The sequence below is a fragment of the Shewanella marina JCM 15074 genome, assembly GCF_000614975.1.
Lineage (GTDB): Bacteria > Pseudomonadota > Gammaproteobacteria > Enterobacterales > Shewanellaceae > Shewanella > Shewanella marina.
Genome location: NZ_BALM01000014.1, coordinates 16,672 through 43,287, shown reverse-complemented (window position 1 = coordinate 43,287; position 26,616 = coordinate 16,672). Strand labels below are relative to the sequence as shown.

Below are 26,616 nucleotides of genomic sequence, written 5' to 3'. Positions count from 1 at the left end.
TATAAATCAGTAAGTTAAGCATGCAAAAAAGGAGCCAACTGGCTCCTTTTCAATATCTAGCAACTTATACTCGATTAACGTGTTTTACGCTTCTCTTGCATCAGTTTTGATAAAGTCTGATAGACATTAACCACGGTTTCGTTAGCTAATGGCTCATTGTCTTTATCACGGATAGTGATCTTAGTCTTGTCAGCGCTGATGTCATCTAACTGTAGACGATAGCTGCCCTCTTTAAGCGCGCCAGTATCATCGCCCCATAGTGAGCTCCAGAATCCTGAATCGTCAGTAGCATTAACGAACATTAAGCCACGGCTGCTGTCCATATCTACAATCTCAAGTCCCATTTCAGGAAGCACTAGACGCATACGCTGCCACACTTTATTAAATGGTGCGTCAGCAACCCAATATGCTTGCTGATCTTTCTCATTTACTAATGCGATATCAATGCCTAAGCTATCTTTAATACGTTGTGCTTTCATCGCTTTATTACGTTCAATACTTAAATAAGCAATCGCGTCGTTTAACATATCTACGGTATAACGGCGCTTATCTTCATTGCTTAATGCGATATCTTGCTTGTCGCCATCAAAATCTTCTTTATGGTCAATCAACTGAATTTCAACATCACCGGTGCGGCCATGAGGTTGAATGTTGACGATAAACTTATAACGTTGACTGACTTTGTAAATTTCATCGCTACCAAATAGGTTACTATCAATCACTTGGCTATCGGTAATCCAACCTGTTTCAATTACACCTGTATTGAAATCTGCTGATTCAATTGGGTAACCTTTACTTTTTAGGAATTGCTCAAGCGCACCATAAACTTCTTGTTTAAGGTTGGTTTCGTTATCAATAGTTTCAATAACGATTTTAACGCCGTTATTGCTATCTTCTACGCGGGTACCATCAGCCATTGGTAATACTTGTAATGGCGGACGAATATCTAATTTATCGCCAATGTAATGGTTTTCTGCACCTTGAGGTAAAGCAGGGATTTCATATTCTTGGCTATAATTTGGCGTTAATAACCCTTGTGGGATCACTAGCGGCGGCGTTTCTTTATAATGATTTGAGTATTTTTCGCTGTCGTTAGCGATTCTTTTGTCTATCTGAGAACTACATGCGCTCACGGCAACAACAAGAATAAGTGGTGTCACTTGCTTTAGCATTTATTATTTGACCTCTATTTGGGCGTTTTTCATTGCTTGAGTTAGTTGACCATGAAACTCTTCAGAAAGTTCAGTCAATGGTAATCTAAGTGTACCATTTTCTATCAAGCCCATTTGATGCACAGCCCATTTAACAGGGATTGGATTTGCTTCGCAAAATAAGTCGCTATAAAGCGGTACTATTGATGCTTCAGCCTGAATAGCTGCTTGCTCATCACCCGCCATTGCAGCATCACACATCTGCTTAAATTGACGCGGTACAATGTTATTAGCCACTGATATCACGCCGTTACCGCCGAGTAATAAAAACTCACGCGCACTGGCATCATCACCGCTATACAATTGAAACTCTGCGCCACATAACTGGCGCAACACTGGCACACGGCTTAAATCGCCCGTTGCCTCTTTTACACCAATAATATTACTGACCTTGCTTAATTCAGCAACCGTCTCTGGTAATAAATCTACCCCTGTACGACCGGTACATTATATAAAATTTGTGGAATATCAGTTGCTTCAGCAACCGCTTTATAATGTGCAATCAACCCTTTTTGAGTTGGCTTGTTGTAATATGGGGTTACACCAAGCATTGCATCAACACCGACTTCTGCAAGTGCTTTGGTTAAACTAACTGCGGCAGCTGTCGCATTTGCGCCATTACCTGCAATCACTGGAATTCGACCATCAACCATTTTTACTATCTGTGCTACGACTTCAACATGCTCCGCGTGGGGTAATGTTGCTGATTCCCCTGTGGTGCCCGCAGCTACTATTGAGTCAGTACCAGAATTGATATGAAATTCTACTAAGTTTTTTAGGCTGGCGTAGTCAACGCTGCCATCTTTATGCATTGGTGTAACAATCGCTACAATGCTTCCGTTAATCATCTGACTTCCCCTAGGTTTCAGGACAAGCTATGTTACTGGTGCAACAAGATAATGACAAGTAATTCGTCGTATCTGCAATTGTTTTTACGTATGCTAGTATCGCAAAACAAAAAAATGCGCTATTAATGCATTATCAATAATAATTATGCAAATTGAAGGAGTAATCATGTCACACAATTTAGTCGTCACAGCGATGGGGGTTGATCGCCCTGGTATCGTTAGTACTCTTGCACGACTAGCCACTGAATGTGATTGCGATATTGTTGATAGCCGGATGGCAATTTTTGGTAATGAATTTACATTAATTCTGATGTTATCTGGCTCATGGGCTGCAATAACTAAAATCGAAAATAATTTGCCGGCACTCAGCGTTGAACTTGAATTACTGACTATTATGAAACGGACTTCAACTCATACCCCACAAAACTATGTTTCTCGGGTTGAGGTAGTATTTAAAGGTTTGGACAAACGCGGCACTATCAACAAAATTACCAGTTTTCTAGCACAACGTTCGCTTGATCTTGCTGCTGTGCGTTCGCACAGTGGTTTAGATGAAAACCAACAGCCTTTCCAACGTATTTTTCTAGCCATCAATGTACCAGATATGGTTGATCTGGATTCATTAGAAAATACCATTAATGAGCTTGCTGCAGAGCTTGAATTAACCAGTACCATTAAACGCATGCAAAGCATGACGACGCTTTAACGATAAGGGAATAACTATGCAAACATTGCAAGTGGGTATGTCTGCCCCATTGTTTACATTACATAACCAAGATGACCAAGCTATTTCACTTGAAGCTTGTTTAGCCAAAGGCCGAGTTCTAGTTTATTTTTATCCTAAAGCCGCTACACCAGGTTGTACAGTACAAGCCTGTGGCCTAAGAGACACTCGTCCAGCATTAGATGAGCTAAATATTACCGTGCTTGGTATTAGCCCTGATCCTGTGGCTAAATTAAAACGCTTTGAAGATAAACAATCGCTTAATTTTGATCTATTAAGTGATGAAGACCACGCCATTGCCGATGCTTTCGGCGTGTGGGGTGAAAAGAAATTTATGGGTAAGATTTATGATGGTATCCACCGTCTTAGCTTCTTGATCAATCAAGACGGTTCAATTGCTCATGTGTTTGACAAGTTTAAAACCAAAGATCACCATCAAGTGGTATTAGATTTTATCAAACAACAAGACCAATAATAGTAAAGGGGCCTAAGCCCCTTTTTTTATTCTTTTACCTGTTCTGCTAACTGTTGTTGCTGAGGCCAAGCGTTGATAACCGCTTTTATTAATGAAGCTAACGGAATGGCAAAAAATACCCCCCCATACACCCCATAATCCACCAAAAACCAATACTGCGGCAATAATCACTACAGGATGTAAATCAACCGCATCTGAAAATAAAATAGGCACTAAGACATTGCCATCAATAGCCTGAATAATGCCATAACCTAACATTAAATAACCAAACTCAGCCGTTAAGCCCCATTGGAAGAACGCTACTAGTGCAATCGGTAGTGTGACTAAGGTTGCGCCCACATAAGGAATAAGTACCGACAACCCCGTCAAAAAACCGAGTAAGGCTGCATAACGAAGATCCATAAAGGCAAAGAACACATAACTGCTACGCCAATAATCACGATTTCAATAATCTTACCGCGAATATAGTTAAATATTTGCTGATCCATTTCTAACCAGACTTTACGTGCTAAATCGCGGTTTTTAGGAATAAATCGCTTACTCCCTTGTAACAGTTGGTCTTTGTCTTTTAGAAAAAAGAACACTAATAATGGCACTAAAATCACATACACCATTAACACTAACAATGAGGCTGAAAAACCTAATAACTGTTTACCAAAATCGAGTAAATGTTGGGTATCGGTGAGCTTTTTAAGCTCATTGACCATGGTATTAAGCTGCTCACTGCTAATAAACTGCGGATATTGGCTGACAAACTCTTGTGCCATTTTTAAGCCTTTATCTAACATATTCGGCACTTCTGCTGCGAATGCGATGCCTTGATTCCAAATGCTCGGCACTAGCACAAGGCTCACGAGTAACATTACCCCAACAAAAGCAAACAGCACGATTGATGCTCCAGTTGTCCTATTAATGCCGATACGTAGCATCTGAGCCACCGGCCACTCTAATAAAAAAGCGAGCACTAATGCCACAAATAAAGGCGCTAATAACCCACTAGCAAAGTAAATTAATGCGGTGATACCCGCCAGAATAAAAACAAGGGTGACAGCTTGTGGATCACTGAAACGCGATTGGTACCATTTACGTATATAGCTATACATTAACCATCCTGTAGTAAGCTCTTATTATGTAGAATATTCTAAAGCTTTAATTTTAGTCTTAAAGTATCAATTTGTTACATTATTTGTCACATGTTATTTGTAAGCGTAAATACTGGGGTTGTGCATCTATTTGCGTTACGTGATAGCCACTCTTTTTTAAAAACGCGGGAACATCTCGCCTTGAGCCACTGTCTGATAAAACGATTTCGATTGATTGTCCATGCTCAAGTTGTTTGAGCGCTAACTTAGTTTGCACAAGCGGGATCGGACATCTTTGTCCTGAAAAGTCGATAATTGTCATAATGCACTTGTCATCCATAAACTTAAACCATTATCCTTAGTTAGAACTCAAGCATACACAACTACGGCCCAAATTAGTTCCAATTTAAGTAGGTTTCTATTGAGTAAATTCAATTTAACAAAATTATCTAAATCACTGATAGCAGGTTCATTATCTGTAGTGATTGCCAGTATGCCAATTAGCCAAGCATTTGCTAATAACAATTTGCCAGACCTAGCACCGCTGCCGTAAATACATTCAGTTTAGAGAAAGAAGCAGAGTATGGCGACGCTTATATGCGTGTCATTCGCTCATCTGCCCCGGTATTAAATGATCCGGTATTAGAACAATACCTGACCGAACTTGGTAATCGATTAGTTGCCCACGCCCATGACGTAAAAACCCCTTTTTACTTCTTCTTATTGCGTAATGATGAAATTAACGCATTTGCATTTTTTGGTGGTCATGTTGGCGTACACACAGGTTTATTTTTAAATGCTGATAATGAAAGTCAGCTCGCCTCTGTACTGAGTCACGAAATCACTCACGTCACTCAACGTCACTTAGCACGTAGTGCAGAAGCTCAAGCTAAAACAGGCCCCGCTGCGATTGCGGGCCTACTGGGCGCCATTTTATTAACGATTGCTGCGCCACAAGCGGGTATGGCAGCCATTGCCACCACTCAAGCGTTAGCAACTCAAACGCGAATTAACTATACCCGTTTGCATGAGAAAGAAGCCGACCGCATCGGTATGCAGGTACTGGTAGATGCAGGTTTTGATCCTTATGCCTCGGGCGACTTTTTTGCCAAATTAGCCAACCGTTATCGTTATACCTCTAAGCCGCCACAAATGCTGTTGACTCACCCATTACCTGAGTCACGTATTTCAGAAGCGCGTATTAGAGCGCAGCAATATCCACATCGTCATATTCCTGATGATCTTAGCTATCAACTAGCTAAAGCACGTATTCAAGTGCGTTATTCCAGTTTAAGTGCAGGTGCGGCATTACAGCTATTTGAAGATCAACTGAAAAATCGCAGTTATACCTTCAAAGATGCCGCGCTTTACGGCAAAGCGTTATCCTTAATGCGCAGTGAAGATAATAAACAAGCTGAACAGATTATTGATCAGTTGCTGAAAAAAGATCCGCATAACTTGTTTTATTTGGATACCCAGAGCGACTTACTGTTAGGCCGTGATGACTATAAAAAAGCCATTGCAGTGCTTTCTAAAGAACGCGACTTAAAGCCGACCTCAGAGGTCATTAACATCAATTTGGCTAATGCCTATATTGAAGCGAAACAAGCTAATAAAGCGATCCCAATACTTGAAGAAGCACTGTTTTTAAATAAACAGAGTCCAGTGCCCTACTTGCTTATGGCTGATGCATACAAACAGCTTGGTAATCGCTCGATGCAGTACTTTGTTAGCGCAGAAAACTATGCGCTTGCAGCTAACTATAACAAAGCGATTGATCAGCTTAATTATGCTTATCAATATGCGCAAAATGATCCATTGCAACGGGCTCGAATTGAAGCTCGTATCTCGCAATTTAAACAGGCTGAAAAACAGCTAGATACACTTAAAAATTAATTTAATCAAGGAATGACAACCATGAGTTCAGTGACCATTTGGCACAACCCAAGATGTTCAAAAAGTAGACAAACATTAGCGCTGCTTACCGAGCAACAGATACAACCGACGATTGTTGAATATTTAAAAGTCGCACCAAGTGAAGCTGAGATCCGCCATACGCTTGAGTTATTAGGGGTTAGCGCCAAACAGATGATGCGTACCAAAGAAACTGAATTTAAAGAGCAAAACCTAAATGATGCTGATGAGATGAGTTTAATTAGCGCAATGCACAATACCCCAAAATTAATTGAGCGCCCTATCGTATTTGCCAATGGCAAAGCTGCGATAGGTCGACCTCCAGAAGCGGTACTTGAGATTTTATAATGAGCAGTGAAAAACTAAGGAAGTTATGCCAACTGGGCTATGGTGCATTAACACTATTATTGGCAGGTTGGTTTATTGGCCAAGGAATACATGGCAGCTATTCATGGTTATTTTTAGGCTTACTTTTTATCCCGTTATTATTGCCTCTAAAAGGCATATTCACGGGAAATCCATATACCTATGCGTGGGCGAGTTTTATTCTCTGTTTATACCTAATCCACGGATTAAGTTTGTTTTACGTTAGCCCTGCAGATCGACTATTTGCCAGTATAGAGGTGCTGTTAATCAGTATGCTGCTGATTGGCTTGCCATTCTACGCCAGAAAACGTGGCCGCGAATTAGGCTTAGGATTAAAGAAAAAGTCTAAAAGCTAATCGTGAAAATAATAATCTTACCCATAAAAAACCTGCATTAAGCAGGTTTTTTTGAATCTAAATTAATTAGAACCTAGGCTAACTACAGTCTCAACATCTCTTTGACAAACGGGATGGTTAATTTACGTTGATGAATCATTGACGCCTTATCAAGTCTGTCTAATACATCAAATAAAGTTCGTAAATCACGAGCTAACCGATTAAGTAAGAAACGGCCCACGTCTTCAGGCAATTGTAAGCCGCGCATCGCTGCACGTCGTTGCAAAGCTGCGAGCTTTTCATCATCAGCCATAGGTTGTAATTGATAATTTAATCCCCAAGTTAAACGCGAAACTAAATCAGGTAATACAAATCCTGCGTCTTTAGGGGCTTTGGTGCCGCTGACCACCAGCGAACAACGCTTTTGCTCTGCCACACGGTTATAAAAATCAAAAATAGCTTCTTCCCACAATGGGTGCCCTGCAATCGCATTGATGTCGTCGATACAAACCAAGTCAACATGCTCTAATCCTTCTAATAATGCAGGAGAAATGCTGGCATGAATACCTAACGGAATATAGAAACTACTACGATTTAACTCTTTAGCATGGGCACAGGCAGCATGCAAAAGGTGCGTACGGCCAGATTTCTCTGGTCCCCATAAGAAGATTGCTTGTGGTTGATAGCTTTCAGCACTTAGCCGAAGTTTTTGGATCAACTCATCATTGCCTGATGCCGGATAATAACTCTTAAAAGTTTCATCATCAGGCAAATGAACAGGTAAAGATAATTGTAAAGGTGAGTTTTGGGTCACTCCGATAGATCTCAAATCGCTAATAAATAATGCGGCAGCCAGTGTAGCATGGACTGCCAATCTCGGGAAACTTTACTGAGCCTGCCATAAATAAGTCGGGATAGGCTTCACAGTTGTCTCATTCATTTGGTCAAAACCTGAACCATCAACAGTAGGCTGAGGCATATCTGTATAAGTATGGTCTACTTTTTCGATATGTGAACCTAAAGTCAAGGCTTGATAAAATTCTTCCGGTGTTGCATAAAGCGATAAATTAAAGATCGCCTCGTTACCGCTTAAGTTAGCTAAATAAACTGTTTTAATTGACGACAACTGACTCAAGTGGCGTTCAATACTCACCAACTGTTGTAGGTTATTGACCTGTTCAAAACGAATTTGCACCGCGCTCGCATCATCAGATGCAACCACAGCATAGCGACTAACGTAGTAATGGGCTAATTCCGTCATCATATCGGCAATGGCTTCTTGCTCAGTCGGCGCGCTGCCCTGCTTTTGTAACAAGGCTTTCCAAAAACCGTCAGTATCTGTTTTTGGAAATAAAGCTAATTGGTAATTAATGGTACCTGCAGCGGTATGACTTATATTGGCTAAGGCGAAAAAGTCAGATTGATAACGCTCAGACGCTGCGCCTACGGTATCTGCAAACATGCCATGCACATCATTAACACTCACTGCGTGAATATCGTCAAGATCCATAATCGGCAACAGTAATGGAATGCCTAGTTCTAAACTTTGTTGACTTAACTGGCTACGTTCAGGCTGCGTAGATGCGTCACTTAATAACTCGCGAGTACCGCTGTCATCTTGCGTTAACCATAATAAAGTTAATGGGCGCTGAGTTCCCCAAACGGGCAACTGCGCTTGACGCAACATAGACACAATAGCCTTACGGTCAAAACTTGCATCTAAATAAAGTTGATTATCAACGGTTTGATAACTCACAGAGCTTAATAATGATTGCGGTCTAGCCAAAGCTCGCTTAATCAAATCATTTTGTAAAACCTGTGTTGAACCTGAGTTTTTAACGATCACATCTGCTAACGCTTGTTTTAAGCCAGCATTTTTGTCTGCAGTAGAGCGAGATGCCACTGGTGAAGAAGCCTGATTTAAATTGGTCATTTCCATGGCTGAAACAGAACTAGAAAGCCCTGCTGCCAATAACAATGAGGAAGCGATGAATAATTTAGATAGAGACATGAAAGTAAAATATATAAGTCATTGTGATTTAAGTTTATCACAACTTATATACCCGCACTACTTGAAGATATTGCCAGTAGATTGAGAGATGAATAAACACCTAAAACAGATGATTTGGGAGCACTTAAATACATAGGACTAAAATATAACCACTGCTCATCAATAATATAAATCCGACTGACCTCATTCAATGGCTGTTTTTTATAGTATGTGATCTGGCGCACTTTAATTAAGCTTTCAAATAAGTAACATGATAAGGTTTGGCCTATAACTAGAGAGAAATATGAAAAGTTTATCGCTGCCTATTCAAGGCGCACAAATGCTATTCGTAGCATTCGGGGCATTAGTATTAATGCCCTTAATAACGGGACTGGATACCAGTGTTGCCCTATTTACCGCTGGTATCGGTACCCTGCTTTTTCAATTAGTCACAAAACGTCAAGTCCCTATCTTCCTCGCTTCATCTTTCGCTTTCATCGCTCCAACCCTCTACGGTGTACAACAATGGGGTATTCCCGCCACAATGGGTGGCTTAATGGCCGCTGGTGTTATGTATGTATTACTGGGTGGATTAGTGAAAGTAAAAGGGACAGGTTTTATCGACCGTCTATTGCCACCTGTAGTCGTTGGCCCAGTCATTATTGTGATCGGTCTAGGTTTAGCACCAATGGCTGTCAACATGGCACTTGGCAAAACAGGAGATGGTTCCGCTGTATTAGTTGAGCATAATGTTGCGCTAATTATCTCAATCGCATCACTGTTAACCACCATCGCTGTGGCGACTTTTGCCAAGGGCGTACTTAAGCTAATGCCTATTCTAGCGGGTATTACGGTTGGTTATGGATTAAGTCTAGCCTTTGGTGTAATTGATTTTACTCCAGTTGCACAAGCAAGCTGGATTTCAATGCCAAACTTTGTCGCACCAGAATTCCACTGGCAAGCCATTCTATTTATGATCCCAGTCGCAATAGCACCTGCTGTTGAACATATTGGTGACATTCTTGCTATTTCAAACGTAACCGGTAAAAACTACTTTAAAAAGCCTGGTCTACATCGCACCTTAGCTGGCGACGGCATTGCAACCATTGCTGCAACTGCATTCGGTGGCCCACCAAATACAACCTATTCAGAAGTTACAGGCGCAGTTACCCTAACCCGCAACTTCAATCCAGTTGTGATGACATGGACTGCAATTACTGCGATTACCCTTGCGTTCGTAGGTAAGCTAGGCGCATTTATGCAAACCATCCCAGTACCAGTAATGGGCGGCATTATGTGCTTATTATTTGGTTCAATTGCTGCAGTAGGCTTAAATACACTGATTAAGCATCACGTTAATCTTAACGAACCACGCAATCTATGTATTGTTGGCGTAACCCTAGTATTCGGTATCGGCGGCATGGCATTTGGCATTGGTGAGTTCAGTCTAAGTGGTATTAGCTTATGCGGTATTGTTGCAATTCTAATGAACTTGTTACTGCCAAAAACACGTCCAGACCATTTAGGTGAAGAAGTACAAACAGAAAAATAAAACCTAAATCTAAACCATAAAAAAAGCCGCATAATGCGGCTTTTTTTATGACTAGCAAGTTATTCTGCAGTTTTGTACTTAGCAGCAACTTCTTTAATCATTGGTTGTAACTCGCCCTTTTGGAACATTTCCATCACGATATCACAGCCACCAATTAGTTCACCTTCAATCCACAATTGTGGGAATGTTGGCCAATTTGCAAATTTTGGTAATTCAGCACGAATATCTGGGTGTTGAAGGATATCAACAAATGCAAATTGTTCACCGCAGTTGATCATCACTTGAGCAACCTGTGAAGAGAAACCACAGCTAGGTAGCTTAGGTGAACCTTTCATATAAACGATAATTGGGTTTTCAGCGATTTGTTGTTTAATTTTATCAACAGTTTCCATGATAATTCCTACAGCTAAGGATAGATATTGAGGTTATTGTACGACAGCAATCGAAATAACTAAAACCTATTTTTTATAGGGTTATTTTAATCTGTTAAACCGATTGTATATATCGAATAAATATGAAAAAACAATGATTCACATCATCAAATTTATGAGTACAATAGCAAAAGTACATTGTGAGCAATTCAATGTTTTAATAATGATAACTATGTCATGGAGAGTTACTAATGGCTTTTGAATTACCAGCATTACCTTATGCTAAAGATGCACTGGAACCGCACATTTCTCAAGAAACTATTGAGTATCATTATGGCAAGCACCACAACACTTATGTGGTTAAGCTTAATGGCCTAGTCGAAGGAACTGAACTTGAAGGTAAATCATTAGAAGATATTATTAAAACTTCTACTGGTGGTGTGTTTAACAACGCAGCACAAATCTGGAACCACACTTTCTACTGGAATTGCCTATCACCAAATGGCGGTGGCGAGCCTACAGGCCCAATCGCAGAAGCAATCAACGCTGCATTTGGCTCTTTTGAAGCATTTAAAGCACAGTTCACTGATGCAGCAGTAAACAACTTCGGTAGCGCATGGACTTGGTTAGTTAAGAACGCAGACGGTACTGTTGCGATTGTTAATACCAGCAATGCTGCAACACCGCTTACTGACGAAAGCGTAACTTGCCTACTAACCGTAGACGTATGGGAACACGCTTACTACATCGATTATCGTAACGTTCGCCCTGACTACCTAGCTCACTTCTGGCAGCTAGTTAACTGGGACTTTGTGAATCAAAACTTCACAGCTTAATTGATGTAAGCAACATATTGAAAAGGAGCCGATGTGCTCCTTTTTTTGCATTTAAGTGACTAACCGAACTAATAGCTTAAACTTATGTCAACCCAGCTAGATATATATTTATAACCCACTAGCACTCCTCAAAAATATTAAAAACGATATTTAAGAATTAAACTATCGACTTAACCGACTAATTTGATATGCAATACTAGAGATGCATTGTTTAGCTGAATCACTCACACCAGCTAATTGAAAGAAACCATGAATGACACCTAAATAGCGTTGGCAATAAGCCTCTACACCATGCGTACGCAATAATTTATAAAGTTGTTCACCTTCATCGCAAAGCGGGTCAAATTCAGCGGTAATAATAGTTGTGGATGGCAAACCTGATAAGTCAGCATCAAGTAAATTAAGCTCTGCAATATCTAACGCGGATTGAGGCCCTGCCACATACATCTCAAATCCTGACAACAACATCTTCGCCGTAATAATATAATCAGTACCATTACTTTTATAGCTAGCAGATCTACCTTTAGGATCTAACATTGGATAAATTAAAATTTGCTGACAAGGTAACCATTGCTTAGCATGTTTGAGTCTTAATGATGTGGCTAATGCAAGTTGTCCACCAGCACTATCTCCCACAAAAACGATTTTATCGGTATCAGCACCATATTTATCTGCTTCAGTTTTTATCGCCAACACGGCGTTATATACATCATCATGAGCAGCTGGATAAACAAATTCCGGCGCTAGTCGGTATTTAATGCAAATGACTATAGTGTTGGATAATGCGGCAATTTGCCTTATTTGTGCATCGTGAGTTTCATAACCACCACTAACGAAACAGCCTCCATGAAAATATACCGTCACAGGCAAATTAGGCTCATTAGTCGGTTTATAAACCTTAACTTGAATACCATTTAGCTCGTCAACAAACTCACTATGCATTGCAGGGCTTTTACCAGCGAGCACCGTACTACTAACATAACCTGTACGTCTAGCCGCTATCGTTTGGGTAGTTGCACAAGGTTTACCGTTCGCTTGAAATTCTTCAACTAACTCTTTAATACCAAGCTCTAAAAAAATGGTCATTTTCGACTCTTTTAATGAATATTATCAACGAATGATATAACTAAATATTTTTATGTATATATATACAGTATGAATGTTTGACTACTATCAAATTTATCACGATAAGCGTAATAAATTTACTTTCCTTATTAAGCCACCCATTTTAATTTGCTGATATTCAATCAGTCATGCTTAACAGAGTGAAAAAGTAAGTTTAAATGGAGAAATCAATATGCTGGAGCGGTAGTGAATACAGGTACATGCTAATGTGTTGATTTAAACGTTAATTGTGAAATTCTAGACGCGTAAAGTTTCGAATGTAAATTCGATATTAACTTAGTGGAATCAAGATTTTATTGAACGACTATCCCAACATTTTTTGGCACATTTGCGCGCCATATCGCCGTCGTTTTTCTAGATGTTCGCATAGCTTTGTAAGCTCTTGTAGTGTCCCTACCGGACCTTTAAATAAATCATGGAATTCAGAGGTAATTTTAAGCCAGTTCTCTAATGAAATATTTAATCTTGTAAGGATATCTAAGCTGGTTTGGGTGATTGAGCCACGTTTATCATCTCGTAGTTGCCTCCCAGTATCATCAACTAACTTTAGGTAGTCATTTATTCTGAACATCAAACCATTCACCATGTTGGCGCGTTCATTACCAATAAAGGGTAATAATTCTGACGGTTGCTCACCTTTCATCGCAGCTTTAATGCGACGCTTAATACTGGTGTAATCTGATGTTTCTGGTGTTTTAGCAATCTTGGCTCTTACTGGGTTTAAATCGACATAAGCCATACAAGCAATTACAGCAGCTTCATCAAGTAATGCTTGAGATTTAAATCTCCCCTCCCAAAATCTGCCAGTGCATTTGTCTTCTTTGTTTGCTTTACGGGCAATAGGCTCATTAAGAGCACGCATAAACCAGCTTATATTAATCAAACGGTTACGATATTCAGTAATGGTTTTAGCAAAAGATTCAAGCTCATAAGGCTCTATTTTATCGCCTTTCAGTAACTTCTGTGTCAGTAATGTTCCTTTAAACAACTTTTGCCATTGCAGTATGACCTCTTCATCTGACCAAGCTTGCATTCGTTCAATATCTACTTTTAAGACCACATGCAGATGATTATGCATTACCGCATAAGAACAAATATCAATGCTAAACACCTGAACGAGCGACAATAATCTCTCTTCAATCCAATCTCGGCGATGTTCATAGGATTGGCCTGTATAACTATCAACACCACATAAATAGGCTCGACGTACACAGCGGCTCACGCAATGATAATAAGATGTATCTGCTAAACTCACTAACCTTTCTCTTGGTGTTGCCATAACTGCCTCCCTCAATGTTGATTATTTAAGTTTAGTCCAACATCGATAATCCACATTTATTATGGGTGGCTGATTAAAAGAAGCTACAATTTATTACATCTTAGCTGGCACTTTATGTAGCAATATCTCAATAACAGATTCAACTTCGGGCAATCCCCCATTGCGTGGTCTTATGCTCAAATGGGCTTATATCAGCACTCATTAAACTATAAAACTAACGACTGATTACACTTATGCAACTGTTGCAAATGCAACTGTTTGTTATTGTTTTTATTAAACTTTTCTTTGACATAGGCACCATTGCTGATCATATTATATATACATGCAGGTAACTTTTTTATTGCATATCAGCATCATAGTTTAAGGTTGGTCCTAGGAGGTTAGCATGGGAATATTCGAGCATTATCAACAGCGCTACGAACAAAAATTAGAAGAAGAGTACACGTTACAAGAATTTCTTGATATCTGTAAGCAAGACAGAAATGCATACGTTTCTGCGTCTGAACGTTTATTAAATGCTATTGGCGAGCCTGAAGTTATCGACACTTCTAAAGATCCGATATTAAGCCGCATTTTCTCAAATCGTTTGATCTCCCGTTACCCCGCTTTTAAAGATTTTTACGGTATGGAAGATGCGATTGAGCAGATCGTCTCTTATTTAAAGCATTCAGCACAAGGCTTGGAAGAATCTAAACAGATTTTATATTTATTAGGTCCTGTGGGTGGTGGTAAATCATCACTAGCTGAAAAATTAAAAGCATTAATGCAACAAATGCCTATCTACATTTTAAGTGCTGATGGCGTTCGTAGTCCGGTTAACGATCATCCATTCTGTCTATTTGACCTTGAAGAAGATGGCAAAATCTTAACTCAAGAGTATAAGGTGCCAGAGCGCTACCTGAAAACCATCATGTCGCCTTGGGCGTTAAAGCGTTTACATGATTTTGGTGGCGATATCACTAAATTTAAAGTCGTCAAGGTCTTCCCATCAGTACTGGATCAAATTGCTGTCGCAAAAACTGAACCAGGCGATGAAAATAACCAAGATATTTCATCACTTGTGGGTAAAGTTGATATCCGTCAGCTTGAACATTTTTCACAAGACGATGCTGATGCTTACGCTTACTCAGGTGCATTATGTCGTGCCAACCAAGGTTTAATGGAATTCGTTGAGATGTTTAAGGCGCCAATTAAGGTGCTACATCCACTACTAACAGCAACTCAAGAAGGTAACTTCAACGGTACAGAAGGTTTATCAGCTATTCCATATAACGGTATTATTTTGGCTCACTCGAACGAATCTGAGTGGTCCACTTTCCGTAATAACAAGAATAATGAAGCATTCTTAGACCGTGTTTACATTGTTAAGGTGCCATATTGCCTACGTGTTTCTGAAGAAATTGAGATTTATAAGAAGCTGCTACAGCATTCTGAATTGACCAATACACCATGTGCCCCAGGTACACTAGAAACCCTAGCGCAATTTAGTATTCTATCGCGTATTAAAGAGCCAGAGAATTCATCACTCTACTCTAAAATGCGGGTATATGACGGTGAAAGCCTAAAAGATACTGATCCAAAGGCGAAGTCGTACCAAGAGTATCGTGACTACGCAGGTGTTGATGAAGGTATGCAGGGTCTATCAACCCGTTTTGCCTTTAAGATCTTATCTCGTGTATTCAACTTCGACCATGAAGAGATTGCGGCTAACCCAGTGCATTTATTCTATGTACTTGAGCGCCAAATCGAGCAAGAGCAATTCCCACAAGAAACCGCTGAACGTTATCTTGAATTCTTAAAAGGTTACTTAATTCCTAAGTACATTGAGTTCATTGGTAAAGAGATTCAAACCGCATATTTAGAGTCTTATTCTGAATATGGCCAGAACATCTTTGACCGTTACGTGACTTATGCTGACTTCTGGATCCAAGACCAAGAATACCGTGATCCTGAGACAGGCCAGCTGTTCGACCGCGCCGCATTGAATGATGAGCTAGAAAAGATTGAGAAGCCTGCTGGTATCAGTAATCCAAAAGATTTCCGTAATGAAATCGTTAACTTTGTATTACGTGCTCGTGCTAACCATGATGGCAATAACCCATTATGGACAAGTTATGAGAAGCTTCGCACCGTGATTGAGAAGAAAATGTTCTCAAATACAGAAGATCTACTACCAGTAATTTCGTTTAATGCGAAAACCTCTACAGATGATCAGCGTAAACACGACGATTTCGTCAACCGTATGATGGAAAAAGGCTATACCCAAAAGCAAGTTCGCCTACTTTCTGAGTGGTACCTACGCGTGCGTAAATCTTCATAACATCGCCTAAGCCGAAGCCTTTGGGCTTCGGCATTGCTAGGAGGTCACTATGGCAAATTTTATTGATAGACGCCTCAACGCTAAAGGTAAAAGCACAGTTAATCGTCAGCGTTTTATTAATCGTTACAAAAAGCAGATTAAACAATCTGTGAGTGATGCAGTAACAAAGCGAAGCGTAACTGATGTCGATAGCGGTGAACAAATTAGTATTCCGACCCGTGATATTAGCGAGCCGGCATTTCATCAAGGCCAAGGCGGCGTACGTGAGCGTGTGCACCCAGGTAATGATCAATTTCAACGAGATGACAGAATCCAACGCCCACCGGGTGGCGCTGGCCAAGGCTCAGGTGAAGGTAAAGCTTCTGATTCTGGTGAAGGCGAAGATGATTTTGTATTTAACGTCTCTAAAGATGAATATTTGGAGCTGCTATTTGAAGATCTAGAGCTGCCAAATCTTGAAAAAAATAATCTAAACAAATTAGTTGAATACCAGACTTATCGTGCTGGATTCACTAATGACGGCGTCCCCGCCAATATTAATATTGTGCGATCGCTGCGTAATTCTTTAGGTCGCCGTACTGCGATGTCGGCCAGTAAAAAGCGTCAGTTACATGAGTTAGAACAGGCGTTAGCTGATTTAGAAGATATGCCGGGTGCAAATGCTGAGCATATTTTGGCGCTAAAAGAACAGTTGCAACAGGTTAAAGATCGCATTAAAAAAGTGCCCTTTATTGATACCTTTGACCTAAGGTTCAACAACTATGCACGCCGTGAAATTCCATCAAGCCAAGCAGTTATGTTCTGCTTAATGGATGTATCTGGCTCAATGGACCAAGCAACAAAAGATATGGCAAAACGTTTCTATATTTTGCTGTACCTGTTTTTAACACGCACGTATAAAAACTTGGATGTGGTTTATATTCGCCACCACACACAGGCTAAAGAAGTCGATGAACAAGAGTTTTTCTATTCGCAAGAAACGGGTGGCACCATAGTATCGAGTGCGCTCAAGATGATGCATGAGATCCAACGTAAGCGTTACCCTGAAAATGAATGGAACGTCTATGTTGCGCAGGCGTCAGATGGTGATAACTGGGCAGATGACTCACCTTTATGTCGTAAGTTAATGCAAGAAAATATCTTACCAACGGTGCGTTACTACAGTTACATCGAGATCACTAACCGTGCTCATCAAAGCCTGTGGCATGAATATGATCAATTAAAGCAACAGTTTGACAATATGGCTGTGCAACATATTAAAGATTCATCCGATATTTACCCCGTGTTTAGAGAATTATTTAAAAAACAGGCAGTTTAAGGGGACATTATGGCTAAACAACAACCGCTTAGTGATGGTCCTGACTGGACATTCGAGCTATTAGAGCAATATGACAAAGAGATTGAACGGGTAGCCGATATTTATCGCCTAAGCTACTACCCTAATCAAATTGAAGTCATTACTGCAGAACAGATGATGGACGCTTATGCGGGCATAGGTATGCCAATTGGTTATACCCATTGGTCATTTGGTAAAAAGTTTATTGAAACCGAGCAAAATTATAAGCGTGGTCAAATGGGCCTAGCTTATGAAATTGTGATTAACTCAGATCCTTGTATTGCTTATTTAATGGAAGAAAACACCATGACCATGCAAGCGCTGGTGATAGCGCATGCCTGTTATGGTCATAATAGCTTCTTTAAGAACAACTATTTATTTAAGACATGGACTGATGCCAGTTCAATTATTGATTATCTAGTATTTGCCAAAAACTATATTCATGAATGTGAGCTTAAATACGGTGTACAGGCGGTCGAAGATGTTATCGACTCATGCCATGCACTGATGAATTATGGTGTAGATCGTTATAAGCGCCCTTCTGAAATCTCTTTTAGTGAAGAAAAACATCGCCAAAAAGAACGTGAAGAGTATCTGCAAAGTCAGGTAAATGATTTATGGCGCACCGTGCCTAAACGTGAAGCTGAAAGTACCGAGCAAGTCCAAAAACGTTTCCCTGAAGAACCGCAGGAAAATATTCTATATTTTATAGAGAAACATGCACCGTTACTTGAGTCATGGCAACGTGAGTTAGTTCGTATTGTGCGCAAGATGGGCCAATACTTCTACCCACAAAAGCAAACTCAGGTGATGAACGAAGGTTGGGCAACATTCTGGCATTATACGATTCTGAACCATCTTTACGATGAAGGAAAAGTAACTGATAGCTTTATGATGGAGTTTTTGCAAAGCCATACCAACGTGGTGGCGCAGCCAGCGTATAACAGTCCGTATTACGGCGGGATTAACCCCTATGCACTGGGCTTTAATATGTTTGTTGATATTCGCCGTATTTGTGAAAATCCAACCGATGAAGATAGAGAATGGTTCCCTGATATGGCGGGCAGTGACTGGTTAACTACCCTGCACTTCGCCATGGAAAACTTCAAAGATGAGAGCTTTATTAGCCAGTATCTGTCACCTAAATTGATCCGTGACTTTAAGTTATTCAGCATTTTAGATGATGATCGTCAAAGCTATCTGAATGTATCGGCAATTCATGATGAAATGGGTTATCGCGATATCCGTCAAAAGCTATCTGCGCAATATAATTTGTCTAACCTTGAGCCAAACATTCAAGTTTATAATGTTGAGGTGAGCGGTGATCGTTCGCTCACACTGAGATATGTGCCATCAAATCGTATCCCACTGGCGAGCAGTCAACATGAGGTGATGAAACATTTACATCGATTATGGGGCTTTAACGTACGTTTAGAGCAGGAAAATGACAATGGCGATATTCAAACCATTGCCCGTTGCCCTGAGCCAGAAAACGATCGTTAATCAACACAATCGTTAAACACAAAATAAAAAACCGCAATTAATGCTAATGCCATTCACTTAAGGTGAGCGGCATTTTTATTTTTGGCATATCGTTGAGGCCTAGGTTTTACTGTTCTGGGGAAAGTTTTTTCTCTCCGCTCCTCTAAAATTAGGCTTTATGCCATATTGTGAAACCCTTTTAACTGGCGGGGAATGCGCCTGGAGTGGAGTATGTAAGCCCAACTAGTAGTGCTGTTACTCGTGCAAGTGTTCCCTTAAAACTGAGTTAATATGGCAAATAATTTTCCTTCAAGCTAAAGCTTAATTCAACCATTTGGTAACGGATTAAATAATATTTCAGTAAGATGCCCCATAACTCTTGCTTAACTAATTCAGGTAAGCAACTACGTAAGGTAAGACGGTCCCTAACATATATTGTTTTTGCTCTCGATAGTCTAAGCGATGCTCGTACAGCTCAGTTATATCGGCTTTTGGAAATCGTATAGCATCAAGCATTGAGATTAAAACTTCATAGGTTTTACTTTTTATTTAACGTATAACAAAGCGTGCTTGAATCGTTTCAGGCAACTCAGGCCAGAGTTTTCTCATTTGTGGATTACTACGTAGTAGCACCAATTTATCATTACGCCCTCGCGATTGGATAATTTCATATTAGACGTTCTTATTTAACGGAATAAGCCTGTGCCTTTCAGTACCACTTTGCTGCTATTTATACAGAAGACCTAGCGAATAAAACCCTTTATCGAACATAGTGACTGGTAAGCCCCTAGAACAGTAGACACTATGATTAGGTGTATTTTCTATCAATTGCTCTGCAAGTCTCATTTCATTGACATTATAGTCATCAAAGCACTCCCAGTAATCAAGTGACGGTTCATTCCATCTGAAAAACCATTCTTAATTGCGGATATTGCGTATTTTTTAACGTGAAAATGCTTCATTATTCTTTGGGCTATCAGGGGCTCGCCAAACCACACCATCAACACCCAAAAGCGTAAATGAGCGCTGGCGAGCCAAGACGAAGTCATTCCTTGAAATACGGCCTTCATTGCTGCCTGACCAAGTGTTTGCGGCGTTGAGTTAATGCTCTTGGTGCGACAAATGCTTTCCCTGTTCTATCAACAATATCAAGTTGATTAACCATGTCTTTCATATAAATAGCCATACCAACGAGTAACCATACCACGGGCTCTAAGGTTAACTTGCGTTTACGCATGGTCACAGTGTCAGTCAGAGAATAAGTTTCATCAATAAGCTCGAGGGGAAGGAAGTAAGTCAGCCAACGTTTCAATATTATTCGGCTTCCAATCATTGATGATGTTAAGAGCTTGAGATACGTCCATAAAAAATCCGAGTGTTTAAAAACACTCGGATTGTGCCATCTTATAAAGATCGGTCAACCGATCAATAAACAGTTAAATGATCGGCATTAGCAATTAATGCGTTTTTATTGACAATTATTAATTTGTTATCTCTTTATATAGGTTATACTTACGTCCCAAAAATCTAGAACCTTCATATGATAAGTGCTCATTATCTCTATATATAAACTTATTACCAATATGAGTTATACATATATTGCGTTCACAAATTAATTTATCTGTTCTAATAACTTTATAATCATTAGCTAATGATAATAGCCATTGATAGATTTCTAATTGTTTTAAAGGAATATTTTTTTTTGTAAAATCACAAACATTTAAATCCTGTTCAAAGAAAGTTGCTCGGTCCAAACATTTTCCAATATTTACCCCATTGACAGGTGGAGGTAATATAATAACAGGATCAATACCAAGATCTTTAAAGTATTTTAAAGTTGAATAAAACTTATCAACTACAACTTGACGATTAACAATATCAGTTCCATCTCGTAATCTTATTTTTTTATTTTCATTAAAAAGACTATTAAATGGTGAAGATATAACTACATATTTAACAGATTTATTATCCTTTACCCAGTTTTTAACATCGTCATTAAATTTAATGCAATCAGCTGAAAAAGATCCATTTTTGCTTGGTGCAATATCAAAAATTGGACTACATGAACTTTTTGTTAATTGAATTAATTTTACATTTTTATTTGAAGATATAATACCTTGTACAATATGCATTGCAAATGAATCTCCCCAAACTAAAATTTCTGGTTCATCGCTTGTTCGACATCGACTATCTAAAGTAAAAGCATTCTCGCAAACATTACTTAAACCATGGTTAGGAGCCAATTTTTTTACAATCACATCCATATTATAATTGTTATTTTTTGATCTTTTATCAAAACCATTTTCAATAACAACTATCCATGAAATGCCACTAATCATAATTACTAATAATAATGGTTTAAAGTACAAAATTGATTTCAATGATAAGTTTAAATCCTTAGAAAGCCTTAATCTCTCAACATATCTATAACTTAAATACCCCAAAACAATAGATAAAGGAATACCAATTAAAAACCAGTTATTGAAACCATAATACAATCCAAACACTACAATCGGCCAATGCCACAAATATAATGAGTAAGACCATTTACCAATGTTTCTCATGATAATGTTATCTGTAATGATACTAGCATTACGATCAGCAATAATAACAAAGTAAGTTCCAATTACTGGTATTAATGCTAAATATCCAGGCCATGGGGTATCATTTGAAATAACAATATAAGAAGAAAATATTAATAAAATACCAAACCACTCAATATACTTCTTATTTTTTTCTTTAAATTTAAATGGGTAAATAAATGCCAACCCACCCAGCATCATTTCCCAAGCTCTAGTTGGTAATAAAAAATATGATGCGTTTGGAAAACGATATGTAGCATAAATACTAAATAAAAAAATCATAATCGTTGAAAGAAGTAATAATTTTTTCAAACTAGACATAGTAAGCATTTTTTTTAATAATACTAAAACTATTGGATATATGATATAAAATTGCCATTCAACAGACAATGACCAAGTATGCAGTAACCATTTCTCATATGAAGCAGAATCAAAGTAACCAGACTCCAGCCAGTAAGTTAAATTTGATATAAATAACATACTAGATATAACATGCTTACCTAAAACTGTATAATCTAAAGGTGTGAGGTAAAACCAACCAAATAACAATAAAACAGCACAAACAACCGATAACGCAGGAATAATCCGATTAGCTCTAGCAACATAAAAATTGATAATTGAAAAATTGTTATTTTCTAATCCCTTAAAAATTATCCCTGTCATCAAAAAGCCTGATATAACAAAAAAGACATCAACTCCTGCAAACCCTCCTGGAAGCCATGAAGAATTGAAATGAAACAGCATCACGGCAATAACAGCGATAGCCCTTAACCCATTAATATCACTTCGAAATGTCACAATACACCAATAATTAATTTTAAAATTTTTTATATTGTCCCATTTCTAAATTATTAATACCATGATTATACTCATAAATATTTATATTTTTGAATCAATTTATTAAAATAAAAAAACCGCAATGAATGCGGTTTTTTTATATCTTGGCTGAATTACTTCTTAGTCCACTGATCCATCCAACCTAATACATTGGCATACCACTGCTCTAGGTTTTCAGGAGTTAAGATCCAATGATTTTCATCAGGATAAACCAATAATTTAGATGGAATATCATTACGCTGCATATAGGTAAACGCCGCTAAACCTTGGCCATAAGGGACGCGGAAGTCTTTTTCACCATGGATCACTAACATCGGTGTTTGCCAATTTTCAACATAATTGACGGGGTTAAACTTCTCGTATAATTCTTTGTTATCTTTGTACTGACACCGAATTCAAATTCAGGGAACCATAACTCTTCAGTCACATAGTACATTGAACGCATATCGAATAAACCAGCATGGTTAACTAAACACTTAAAGCCGTCATTCCAGTTACCTTGGATCCAGTTCATCATATAACCGCCATATGAGCCACCGAGCGCACAGGCGTTATCTTCATCTAACCATTTTTGTTGCTCTGTTACCGCTGCTAGACCTTTCTGTAAGTCTTCTAACGGCTTACCACCCCAATCTTGAGTAATTGAATCTGTAAAGGCTTGACCATAGCCAGTCGAACCATGGAAGTCGACCATCACTACGCCATAACCGGCACCCGCCCATAACTGTGGGTTCCAACGTGTACTAAAGCCGTTACCAAATGAACCTTGAGGGCCTCCGTGAACTAAGAATGCAATCGGGTACTTTTCACCTTTTTTGAAATTAGCAGGCTTAATCCAATATCCAAACACTTCTTCGTTATTCCAGCCTTTAAAGCTGAACTGCTGGTATTCACCAAATTTAACTTGCGCTAACTTCTCTTTGTTAACGTCAGTTAAGCGAGTTAAGTTTTCACCCTCAAAGCTGATTTTATGCAGATCACCTGGTTCAACTAAACTCTTATGACTAATAATTAAATTGTCTTGGTTAAAGCCAACAATACTGTTACTGCCTAAACCATAGATGCGCTTAACATCACCAAACTGAGTGTTAATTTCATACACAGACACTTGGCCCACATCCTGCGCGGTAGCTAACAGGGTTTTATTATCACGACCAAAGCTTAATGAGTGCGGGCTTCTATCCCATAGCGGCGCGACTTCTTTCTCTTTACCGGTAACGGTATCACGCAACATAATACGGAATCGATCTGCTTCAAATCCTGGACGTGACATGGCTAAATAGGCCATATAACGGCCATCTTTCGAGAAAGTAGCATGGGCATCCCATGCTTTATTATCTTCTGTTAAATTTTCAGCCTTACCACCAGCAACAGGGACTTTCCATAAGTCATAGTTGGTGATCCAAGCTTGATCTTTACTCGGTGCTTTCGCGGTATATACCACATATTTACCATCTGGCGTAAAAGTCACCTCCTCCATACCAGAAAACGGCTTTGGCGGTGTTTCAGTGTCTAAACCTTGAGTAATATCAACTGCAGTTTTAACGGGCTTATCACCCAATTGCGCCACAAACAAATGATTACGGGCATGGTCATGCCATGTATCCCAATGACGTACCATTAACTGAGTATATTCTCGGCCAGTAGTTTGTTTTTCTGCCTGTTGCGCTTTTTTATCGGCGCTACACTGCAAGGTTTCACATTGTGGTGATACCCGCATATTCACTACAACTTGTTTACCGTCATTAGCCAGCTTATAACCGGCTACGTCTAGTGGAAAGTCAGTGACTTGCTTAGCTTCACCGCCAGATAATGGCATTTGATAAATTTGGTTTGAACCATCACGGCTAGCAACAAAGAAGATTGATTGATCATCTGGTGCAAACTGTACTTGGCTTTCAGTACCTTTAACCTGAGTCAACTGCACTGGTTTGGCGTTTTGTTTAGTCAGATCAAGGGAGTAAAGATCAGAAGTAGATTCACCATCAGCGTCAATCAATTTAACCCCATAAACTAATTGCTTACCGTTATGACTTACGGCAGCAGAATGCAGCTTATTTAAATTAACCAGTTGTTGTACAGTGAAAGGCGTTGGCTCGGCGCTTTGTACGGCAAAGCTTAAACCACCCAGCATTAATGCTGAAATAAGGGCTGTAGTTTTCATTGTTATTTTAATGTCCTTGTTCACTTTATCGGCATTAGCAGAAAAACTGCTGATGAAAACACCGTAAAAGATAATTAACTACACCAATCAAGCCATCTCTAGCGGATGAAATCCTTGATTCGCTTCAATTTGTTAATTTAGGACACTATCGAAATAATAAGGCTCAAGCAAGCAGGATTTACTCACTTGAGCCACATTTTTATGACATTGTGACAACTTTTATTGTATTAATGCCAAAACTACGAGTTTAAGTTAACTTTCCAGATAGCGGGGCCAGTATCATGGGCGTTAACACCTTGCGAGTCGACCGCCACGGTAACAGGCATATCTTTAACGTCAAACTCGTAAATGGCTTCCATACCTAAGTCATCAAACGCAACAACACGCGCATGCTTAATTGCTTTAGAAACCAAATAAGCCGCGCCGCCGACTGCCATCAAATACACGGCTTTATGCTGTTTAATCGACTCCACGGTTGCTGGACCACGCTCGGCTTTACCAATCATGCCCATTAAGCCTGTTTTATCGAGCATTAAATCGGTGAATTTATCCATACGGGTTGCGGTTGTCGGACCTGCAGGGCCAACCACTTCATCACCAACAGGATCGACTGGGCCCACGTAATAAATAAACTTACCAGTAAAATCAACGCCTTCAGGTAAACCTTCACCTGACTCAATTAAGCTTTGAATACGCTTATGCGCCGCATCGCGACCCGTTAGCATTTTACCGCTTAATAATAAGGTATCCCCGCTTTGCCAAGTTTCGACTTCCTCTTGGCTCACGGTATCAAGATTCACACGGCGCACGCTATCACCGACTTCCCATGTGATTTCTGGCCAATCTTCAAGTAATGGCGGCGTTAAATTTGCCGGGCCAGAACCATCTAGGTGGAAATGCACATGACGCGTTGCAGCGCAGTTTGGGATCATAACAACTGGCTTAGATGCCGCATGTGTTGGCGCAGATTTAATCTTAATATCTAATACCGTAGTCACGCCGCCAAGGCCTTGCGCACCGATACCTAACTTATTGCAACGCTCAAAAATATCTAAACGCAACTTTTCATCTGTCGTTTCAGCGCCGCGCGCTTGTAACTCATGGATATCAATAGGATCCATTAAAGACTCTTTTGCCAGTACGGCAGCCTTTTCAGCTGTGCCGCCAATACCAATACCAAGCATCCCCGGAGGACACCAACCAGCTCCCATAGTCGGCAATGTTTTCTCAACCCAAGCAGCAATATCATCAGATGGATTTAACATCGCCATCTTTGCTTTGTTTTCACTGCCGCCGCCTTTTGCTGCAATCATCACTTCAACTTGATTACCCGCAACCAAATCGATATGAACTACTGAAGGGGTATTGTCGCGGGTGTTTTTACGCACACCAGCAGGATCTGCCACAATTGACGCACGTAATGGATTATCTGGATTGGTATACGCACGGCGTACGCCTTCATCAACCATTTGCTGCACAGTTAAATCTGTTTTATCCCACTTAACATCCATGCCCACTTTAACAAAACAGGTAACAATGCCCGTATCTTGACATAATGGACGCTTACCTTCGGCCGACATACGCGAGTTAATTAAAATCTGCGCAATGGCATCCTTTGCCGCAGCACTTTGCTCACGCTCATAGGCATCAGCCATGGCATCGATAAAATCTTTAGGATGGTAATACGAGATATACTGCAAAGCATCATTAATGCTATCAATAAAGTCCTGTTGCTTAATAACTGACATGCGGGGCACACTCCTAATTTATTGTTATATTTCCTTTGC

General features: G+C 39.6%; 18 protein-coding genes and 5 pseudogenes. 10 read left to right on the top strand and 13 right to left on the bottom strand.

Going from position 1 to position 26,616, the window contains the following annotated elements; all coding sequences use genetic code 11:
- Positions 1–74: 74 nt before the first annotated feature.
- Positions 75–1,172 (bottom strand): NlpB/DapX family lipoprotein, encoded by a 1,098-nt coding sequence (gene bamC / locus JCM15074_RS11860; RefSeq protein WP_025821402.1) that lies wholly within the window; start codon positions 1,170–1,172, stop codon positions 75–77.
- Positions 1,173–1,175: 3 nt separating this feature from the next.
- Positions 1,176–2,059: pseudogene (dapA, locus tag JCM15074_RS21980) on the bottom strand (4-hydroxy-tetrahydrodipicolinate synthase).
- 166 nt (positions 2,060–2,225) lie between these two features.
- Between dapA and JCM15074_RS11850 the strand changes: the two are divergent.
- Complete coding sequence (locus tag JCM15074_RS11850; RefSeq protein WP_025821401.1) at positions 2,226–2,765, top strand: glycine cleavage system transcriptional repressor; 540 nt, start codon at positions 2,226–2,228, stop codon at positions 2,763–2,765.
- Between the two features lie 16 nt (positions 2,766–2,781).
- On the top strand, positions 2,782–3,258 hold the full coding sequence (bcp, locus tag JCM15074_RS11845; protein WP_025821400.1) for a thioredoxin-dependent thiol peroxidase: 477 nt from the start codon (positions 2,782–2,784) through the stop codon (positions 3,256–3,258).
- Between the two features lie 26 nt (positions 3,259–3,284).
- Here the strand turns inward: bcp and JCM15074_RS21975 are convergent.
- A pseudogene (locus tag JCM15074_RS21975) lies at positions 3,285–4,361 on the bottom strand (AI-2E family transporter).
- A gap of 79 nt (positions 4,362–4,440) precedes the next feature.
- Entirely contained in the window at positions 4,441–4,662 is a 222-nt protein-coding gene (locus tag JCM15074_RS11835; protein ID WP_025821399.1) for a sulfurtransferase TusA family protein, read from the bottom strand.
- 171 nt (positions 4,663–4,833) lie between these two features.
- Between JCM15074_RS11835 and bepA the strand changes: the two are divergent.
- The 3 genes and pseudogenes from bepA (at position 4,834) to JCM15074_RS11820 (ending at position 6,976) form a co-directional block, all read left to right on the top strand.
- A pseudogene (gene bepA / locus JCM15074_RS21970) lies at positions 4,834–6,236 on the top strand (beta-barrel assembly-enhancing protease).
- 21 nt (positions 6,237–6,257) lie between these two features.
- A complete protein-coding gene (gene arsC / locus JCM15074_RS11825) occupies positions 6,258–6,602 on the top strand; it encodes an arsenate reductase (glutaredoxin) (protein ID WP_025821398.1) in 345 nt (114 codons plus the stop codon).
- Positions 6,602–6,976, top strand: a complete 375-nt coding sequence (locus JCM15074_RS11820) for a DUF2069 domain-containing protein (protein WP_025821397.1) — start codon at positions 6,602–6,604, stop codon at positions 6,974–6,976. Before arsC ends, JCM15074_RS11820 begins: the two co-directional genes overlap by 1 nt.
- An 82-nt stretch (positions 6,977–7,058) precedes the next feature.
- Here the strand turns inward: JCM15074_RS11820 and hda are convergent, their stop codons facing one another.
- Positions 7,059–7,769 (bottom strand): DnaA inactivator Hda, encoded by a 711-nt coding sequence (hda, locus tag JCM15074_RS11815; protein ID WP_025821396.1) that lies wholly within the window; start codon positions 7,767–7,769, stop codon positions 7,059–7,061.
- Between the two features lie 72 nt (positions 7,770–7,841).
- Positions 7,842–8,966 carry a DUF2066 domain-containing protein gene (locus tag JCM15074_RS21965; RefSeq protein ID WP_025821395.1) on the bottom strand — a complete coding sequence of 375 codons (1,125 nt, stop codon included), beginning with the start codon at positions 8,964–8,966 and terminating at the stop codon, positions 7,842–7,844.
- A 283-nt stretch (positions 8,967–9,249) separates the two neighbouring features.
- On the opposite strand from JCM15074_RS21965, the gene JCM15074_RS11805 reads away from it, so the two are divergent.
- Positions 9,250–10,497, top strand: a complete 1,248-nt coding sequence (locus JCM15074_RS11805; protein WP_025821394.1) for a uracil-xanthine permease family protein — start codon at positions 9,250–9,252, stop codon at positions 10,495–10,497.
- Between the two features lie 59 nt (positions 10,498–10,556).
- Here JCM15074_RS11805 and JCM15074_RS11800 read toward each other — a convergent pair whose 3' ends face one another.
- Positions 10,557–10,889, bottom strand: a complete 333-nt coding sequence (locus JCM15074_RS11800) for a Grx4 family monothiol glutaredoxin (protein ID WP_025821393.1) — start codon at positions 10,887–10,889, stop codon at positions 10,557–10,559.
- A gap of 230 nt (positions 10,890–11,119) precedes the next feature.
- Here JCM15074_RS11800 and sodB point away from each other — a divergent pair, with 230 nt between their 5' ends.
- Positions 11,120–11,704 (top strand): superoxide dismutase [Fe], encoded by a 585-nt coding sequence (gene sodB, locus JCM15074_RS11795; RefSeq protein WP_025821392.1) that lies wholly within the window; start codon positions 11,120–11,122, stop codon positions 11,702–11,704.
- A 162-nt stretch (positions 11,705–11,866) separates the two neighbouring features.
- Here sodB and JCM15074_RS11790 read toward each other — a convergent pair whose 3' ends face one another.
- Together JCM15074_RS11790 and JCM15074_RS11785 are read right to left on the bottom strand one after the other, a co-directional pair.
- A complete protein-coding gene (locus JCM15074_RS11790) occupies positions 11,867–12,790 on the bottom strand; it encodes an alpha/beta hydrolase (RefSeq protein WP_025821391.1) in 924 nt (307 codons plus the stop codon).
- Positions 12,791–13,133: 343 nt separating this feature from the next.
- The gene (locus JCM15074_RS11785; RefSeq protein ID WP_025821390.1) at positions 13,134–14,108 is read right to left on the bottom strand and encodes a transposase; all 975 of its coding nucleotides are present in this window, start codon (positions 14,106–14,108) and stop codon (positions 13,134–13,136) included.
- 385 nt (positions 14,109–14,493) lie between these two features.
- Here JCM15074_RS11785 and JCM15074_RS11780 point away from each other — a divergent pair, with 385 nt between their 5' ends.
- From JCM15074_RS11780 to JCM15074_RS11770, 3 genes are read left to right on the top strand one after another with little or no spacing between them, the layout of a single operon-like run.
- A complete protein-coding gene (locus JCM15074_RS11780) occupies positions 14,494–16,428 on the top strand; it encodes a PrkA family serine protein kinase (protein ID WP_025821389.1) in 1,935 nt (644 codons plus the stop codon).
- Between the two features lie 49 nt (positions 16,429–16,477).
- Positions 16,478–17,746, top strand: a complete 1,269-nt coding sequence (locus JCM15074_RS11775; protein WP_025821388.1) for a YeaH/YhbH family protein — start codon at positions 16,478–16,480, stop codon at positions 17,744–17,746.
- A 9-nt stretch (positions 17,747–17,755) separates the two neighbouring features.
- Entirely contained in the window at positions 17,756–19,267 is a 1,512-nt protein-coding gene (locus tag JCM15074_RS11770; protein WP_025821387.1) for a SpoVR family protein, read from the top strand.
- Between the two features lie 53 nt (positions 19,268–19,320).
- On the opposite strand, the pseudogene JCM15074_RS21960 reads toward JCM15074_RS11770, so the two are convergent.
- The 4 genes and pseudogenes from JCM15074_RS21960 to JCM15074_RS11745 form a co-directional block, all read right to left on the bottom strand.
- Positions 19,321–20,610 (bottom strand): annotated as a pseudogene (locus JCM15074_RS21960) (IS4 family transposase).
- Between the two features lie 117 nt (positions 20,611–20,727).
- Positions 20,728–22,626: an acyltransferase family protein gene (locus JCM15074_RS11755; RefSeq protein WP_025821384.1), complete on the bottom strand. Its 1,899-nt coding sequence runs from the start codon at positions 22,624–22,626 to the stop codon at positions 20,728–20,730.
- Positions 22,627–22,778: 152 nt separating this feature from the next.
- Positions 22,779–24,829 (bottom strand): annotated as a pseudogene (locus JCM15074_RS21955) (S9 family peptidase).
- Positions 24,830–25,068: 239 nt separating this feature from the next.
- Positions 25,069–26,595 (bottom strand): fumarate hydratase, encoded by a 1,527-nt coding sequence (locus JCM15074_RS11745; RefSeq protein WP_025821383.1) that lies wholly within the window; start codon positions 26,593–26,595, stop codon positions 25,069–25,071.
- Positions 26,596–26,616: the final 21 nt, after the last annotated feature.

Bases quoted from the DNA above. Each gene is read 5' to 3' on its own strand.
- JCM15074_RS11800 (WP_025821393.1), bottom strand. From the start codon at position 10,889: ATGGAAACTGTTGATAAAATTAAACAACAAATCGCTGAAAACCCAATT.
- sodB (WP_025821392.1), top strand. From the start codon at position 11,120: ATGGCTTTTGAATTACCAGCATTACCTTATGCTAAAGATGCACTGGAA.
- JCM15074_RS11850 (WP_025821401.1), top strand. From the start codon at position 2,226: ATGTCACACAATTTAGTCGTCACAGCGATGGGGGTTGATCGCCCTGGT.
- JCM15074_RS11780 (WP_025821389.1), top strand. From the start codon at position 14,494: ATGGGAATATTCGAGCATTATCAACAGCGCTACGAACAAAAATTAGAA.
- bamC (WP_025821402.1), bottom strand. From the start codon at position 1,172: ATGCTAAAGCAAGTGACACCACTTATTCTTGTTGTTGCCGTGAGCGCA.
- JCM15074_RS11770 (WP_025821387.1), top strand. From the start codon at position 17,756: ATGGCTAAACAACAACCGCTTAGTGATGGTCCTGACTGGACATTCGAG.
- arsC (WP_025821398.1), top strand. From the start codon at position 6,258: ATGAGTTCAGTGACCATTTGGCACAACCCAAGATGTTCAAAAAGTAGA.
- JCM15074_RS21965 (WP_025821395.1), bottom strand. From the start codon at position 8,966: ATGTCTCTATCTAAATTATTCATCGCTTCCTCATTGTTATTGGCAGCA.
- JCM15074_RS11785 (WP_025821390.1), bottom strand. From the start codon at position 14,108: ATGGCAACACCAAGAGAAAGGTTAGTGAGTTTAGCAGATACATCTTAT.
- JCM15074_RS11805 (WP_025821394.1), top strand. From the start codon at position 9,250: ATGAAAAGTTTATCGCTGCCTATTCAAGGCGCACAAATGCTATTCGTA.
- JCM15074_RS11820 (WP_025821397.1), top strand. From the start codon at position 6,602: ATGAGCAGTGAAAAACTAAGGAAGTTATGCCAACTGGGCTATGGTGCA.
- bcp (WP_025821400.1), top strand. From the start codon at position 2,782: ATGCAAACATTGCAAGTGGGTATGTCTGCCCCATTGTTTACATTACAT.
- JCM15074_RS11790 (WP_025821391.1), bottom strand. From the start codon at position 12,790: ATGACCATTTTTTTAGAGCTTGGTATTAAAGAGTTAGTTGAAGAATTT.
- JCM15074_RS11775 (WP_025821388.1), top strand. From the start codon at position 16,478: ATGGCAAATTTTATTGATAGACGCCTCAACGCTAAAGGTAAAAGCACA.
- JCM15074_RS11835 (WP_025821399.1), bottom strand. From the start codon at position 4,662: ATGACAATTATCGACTTTTCAGGACAAAGATGTCCGATCCCGCTTGTG.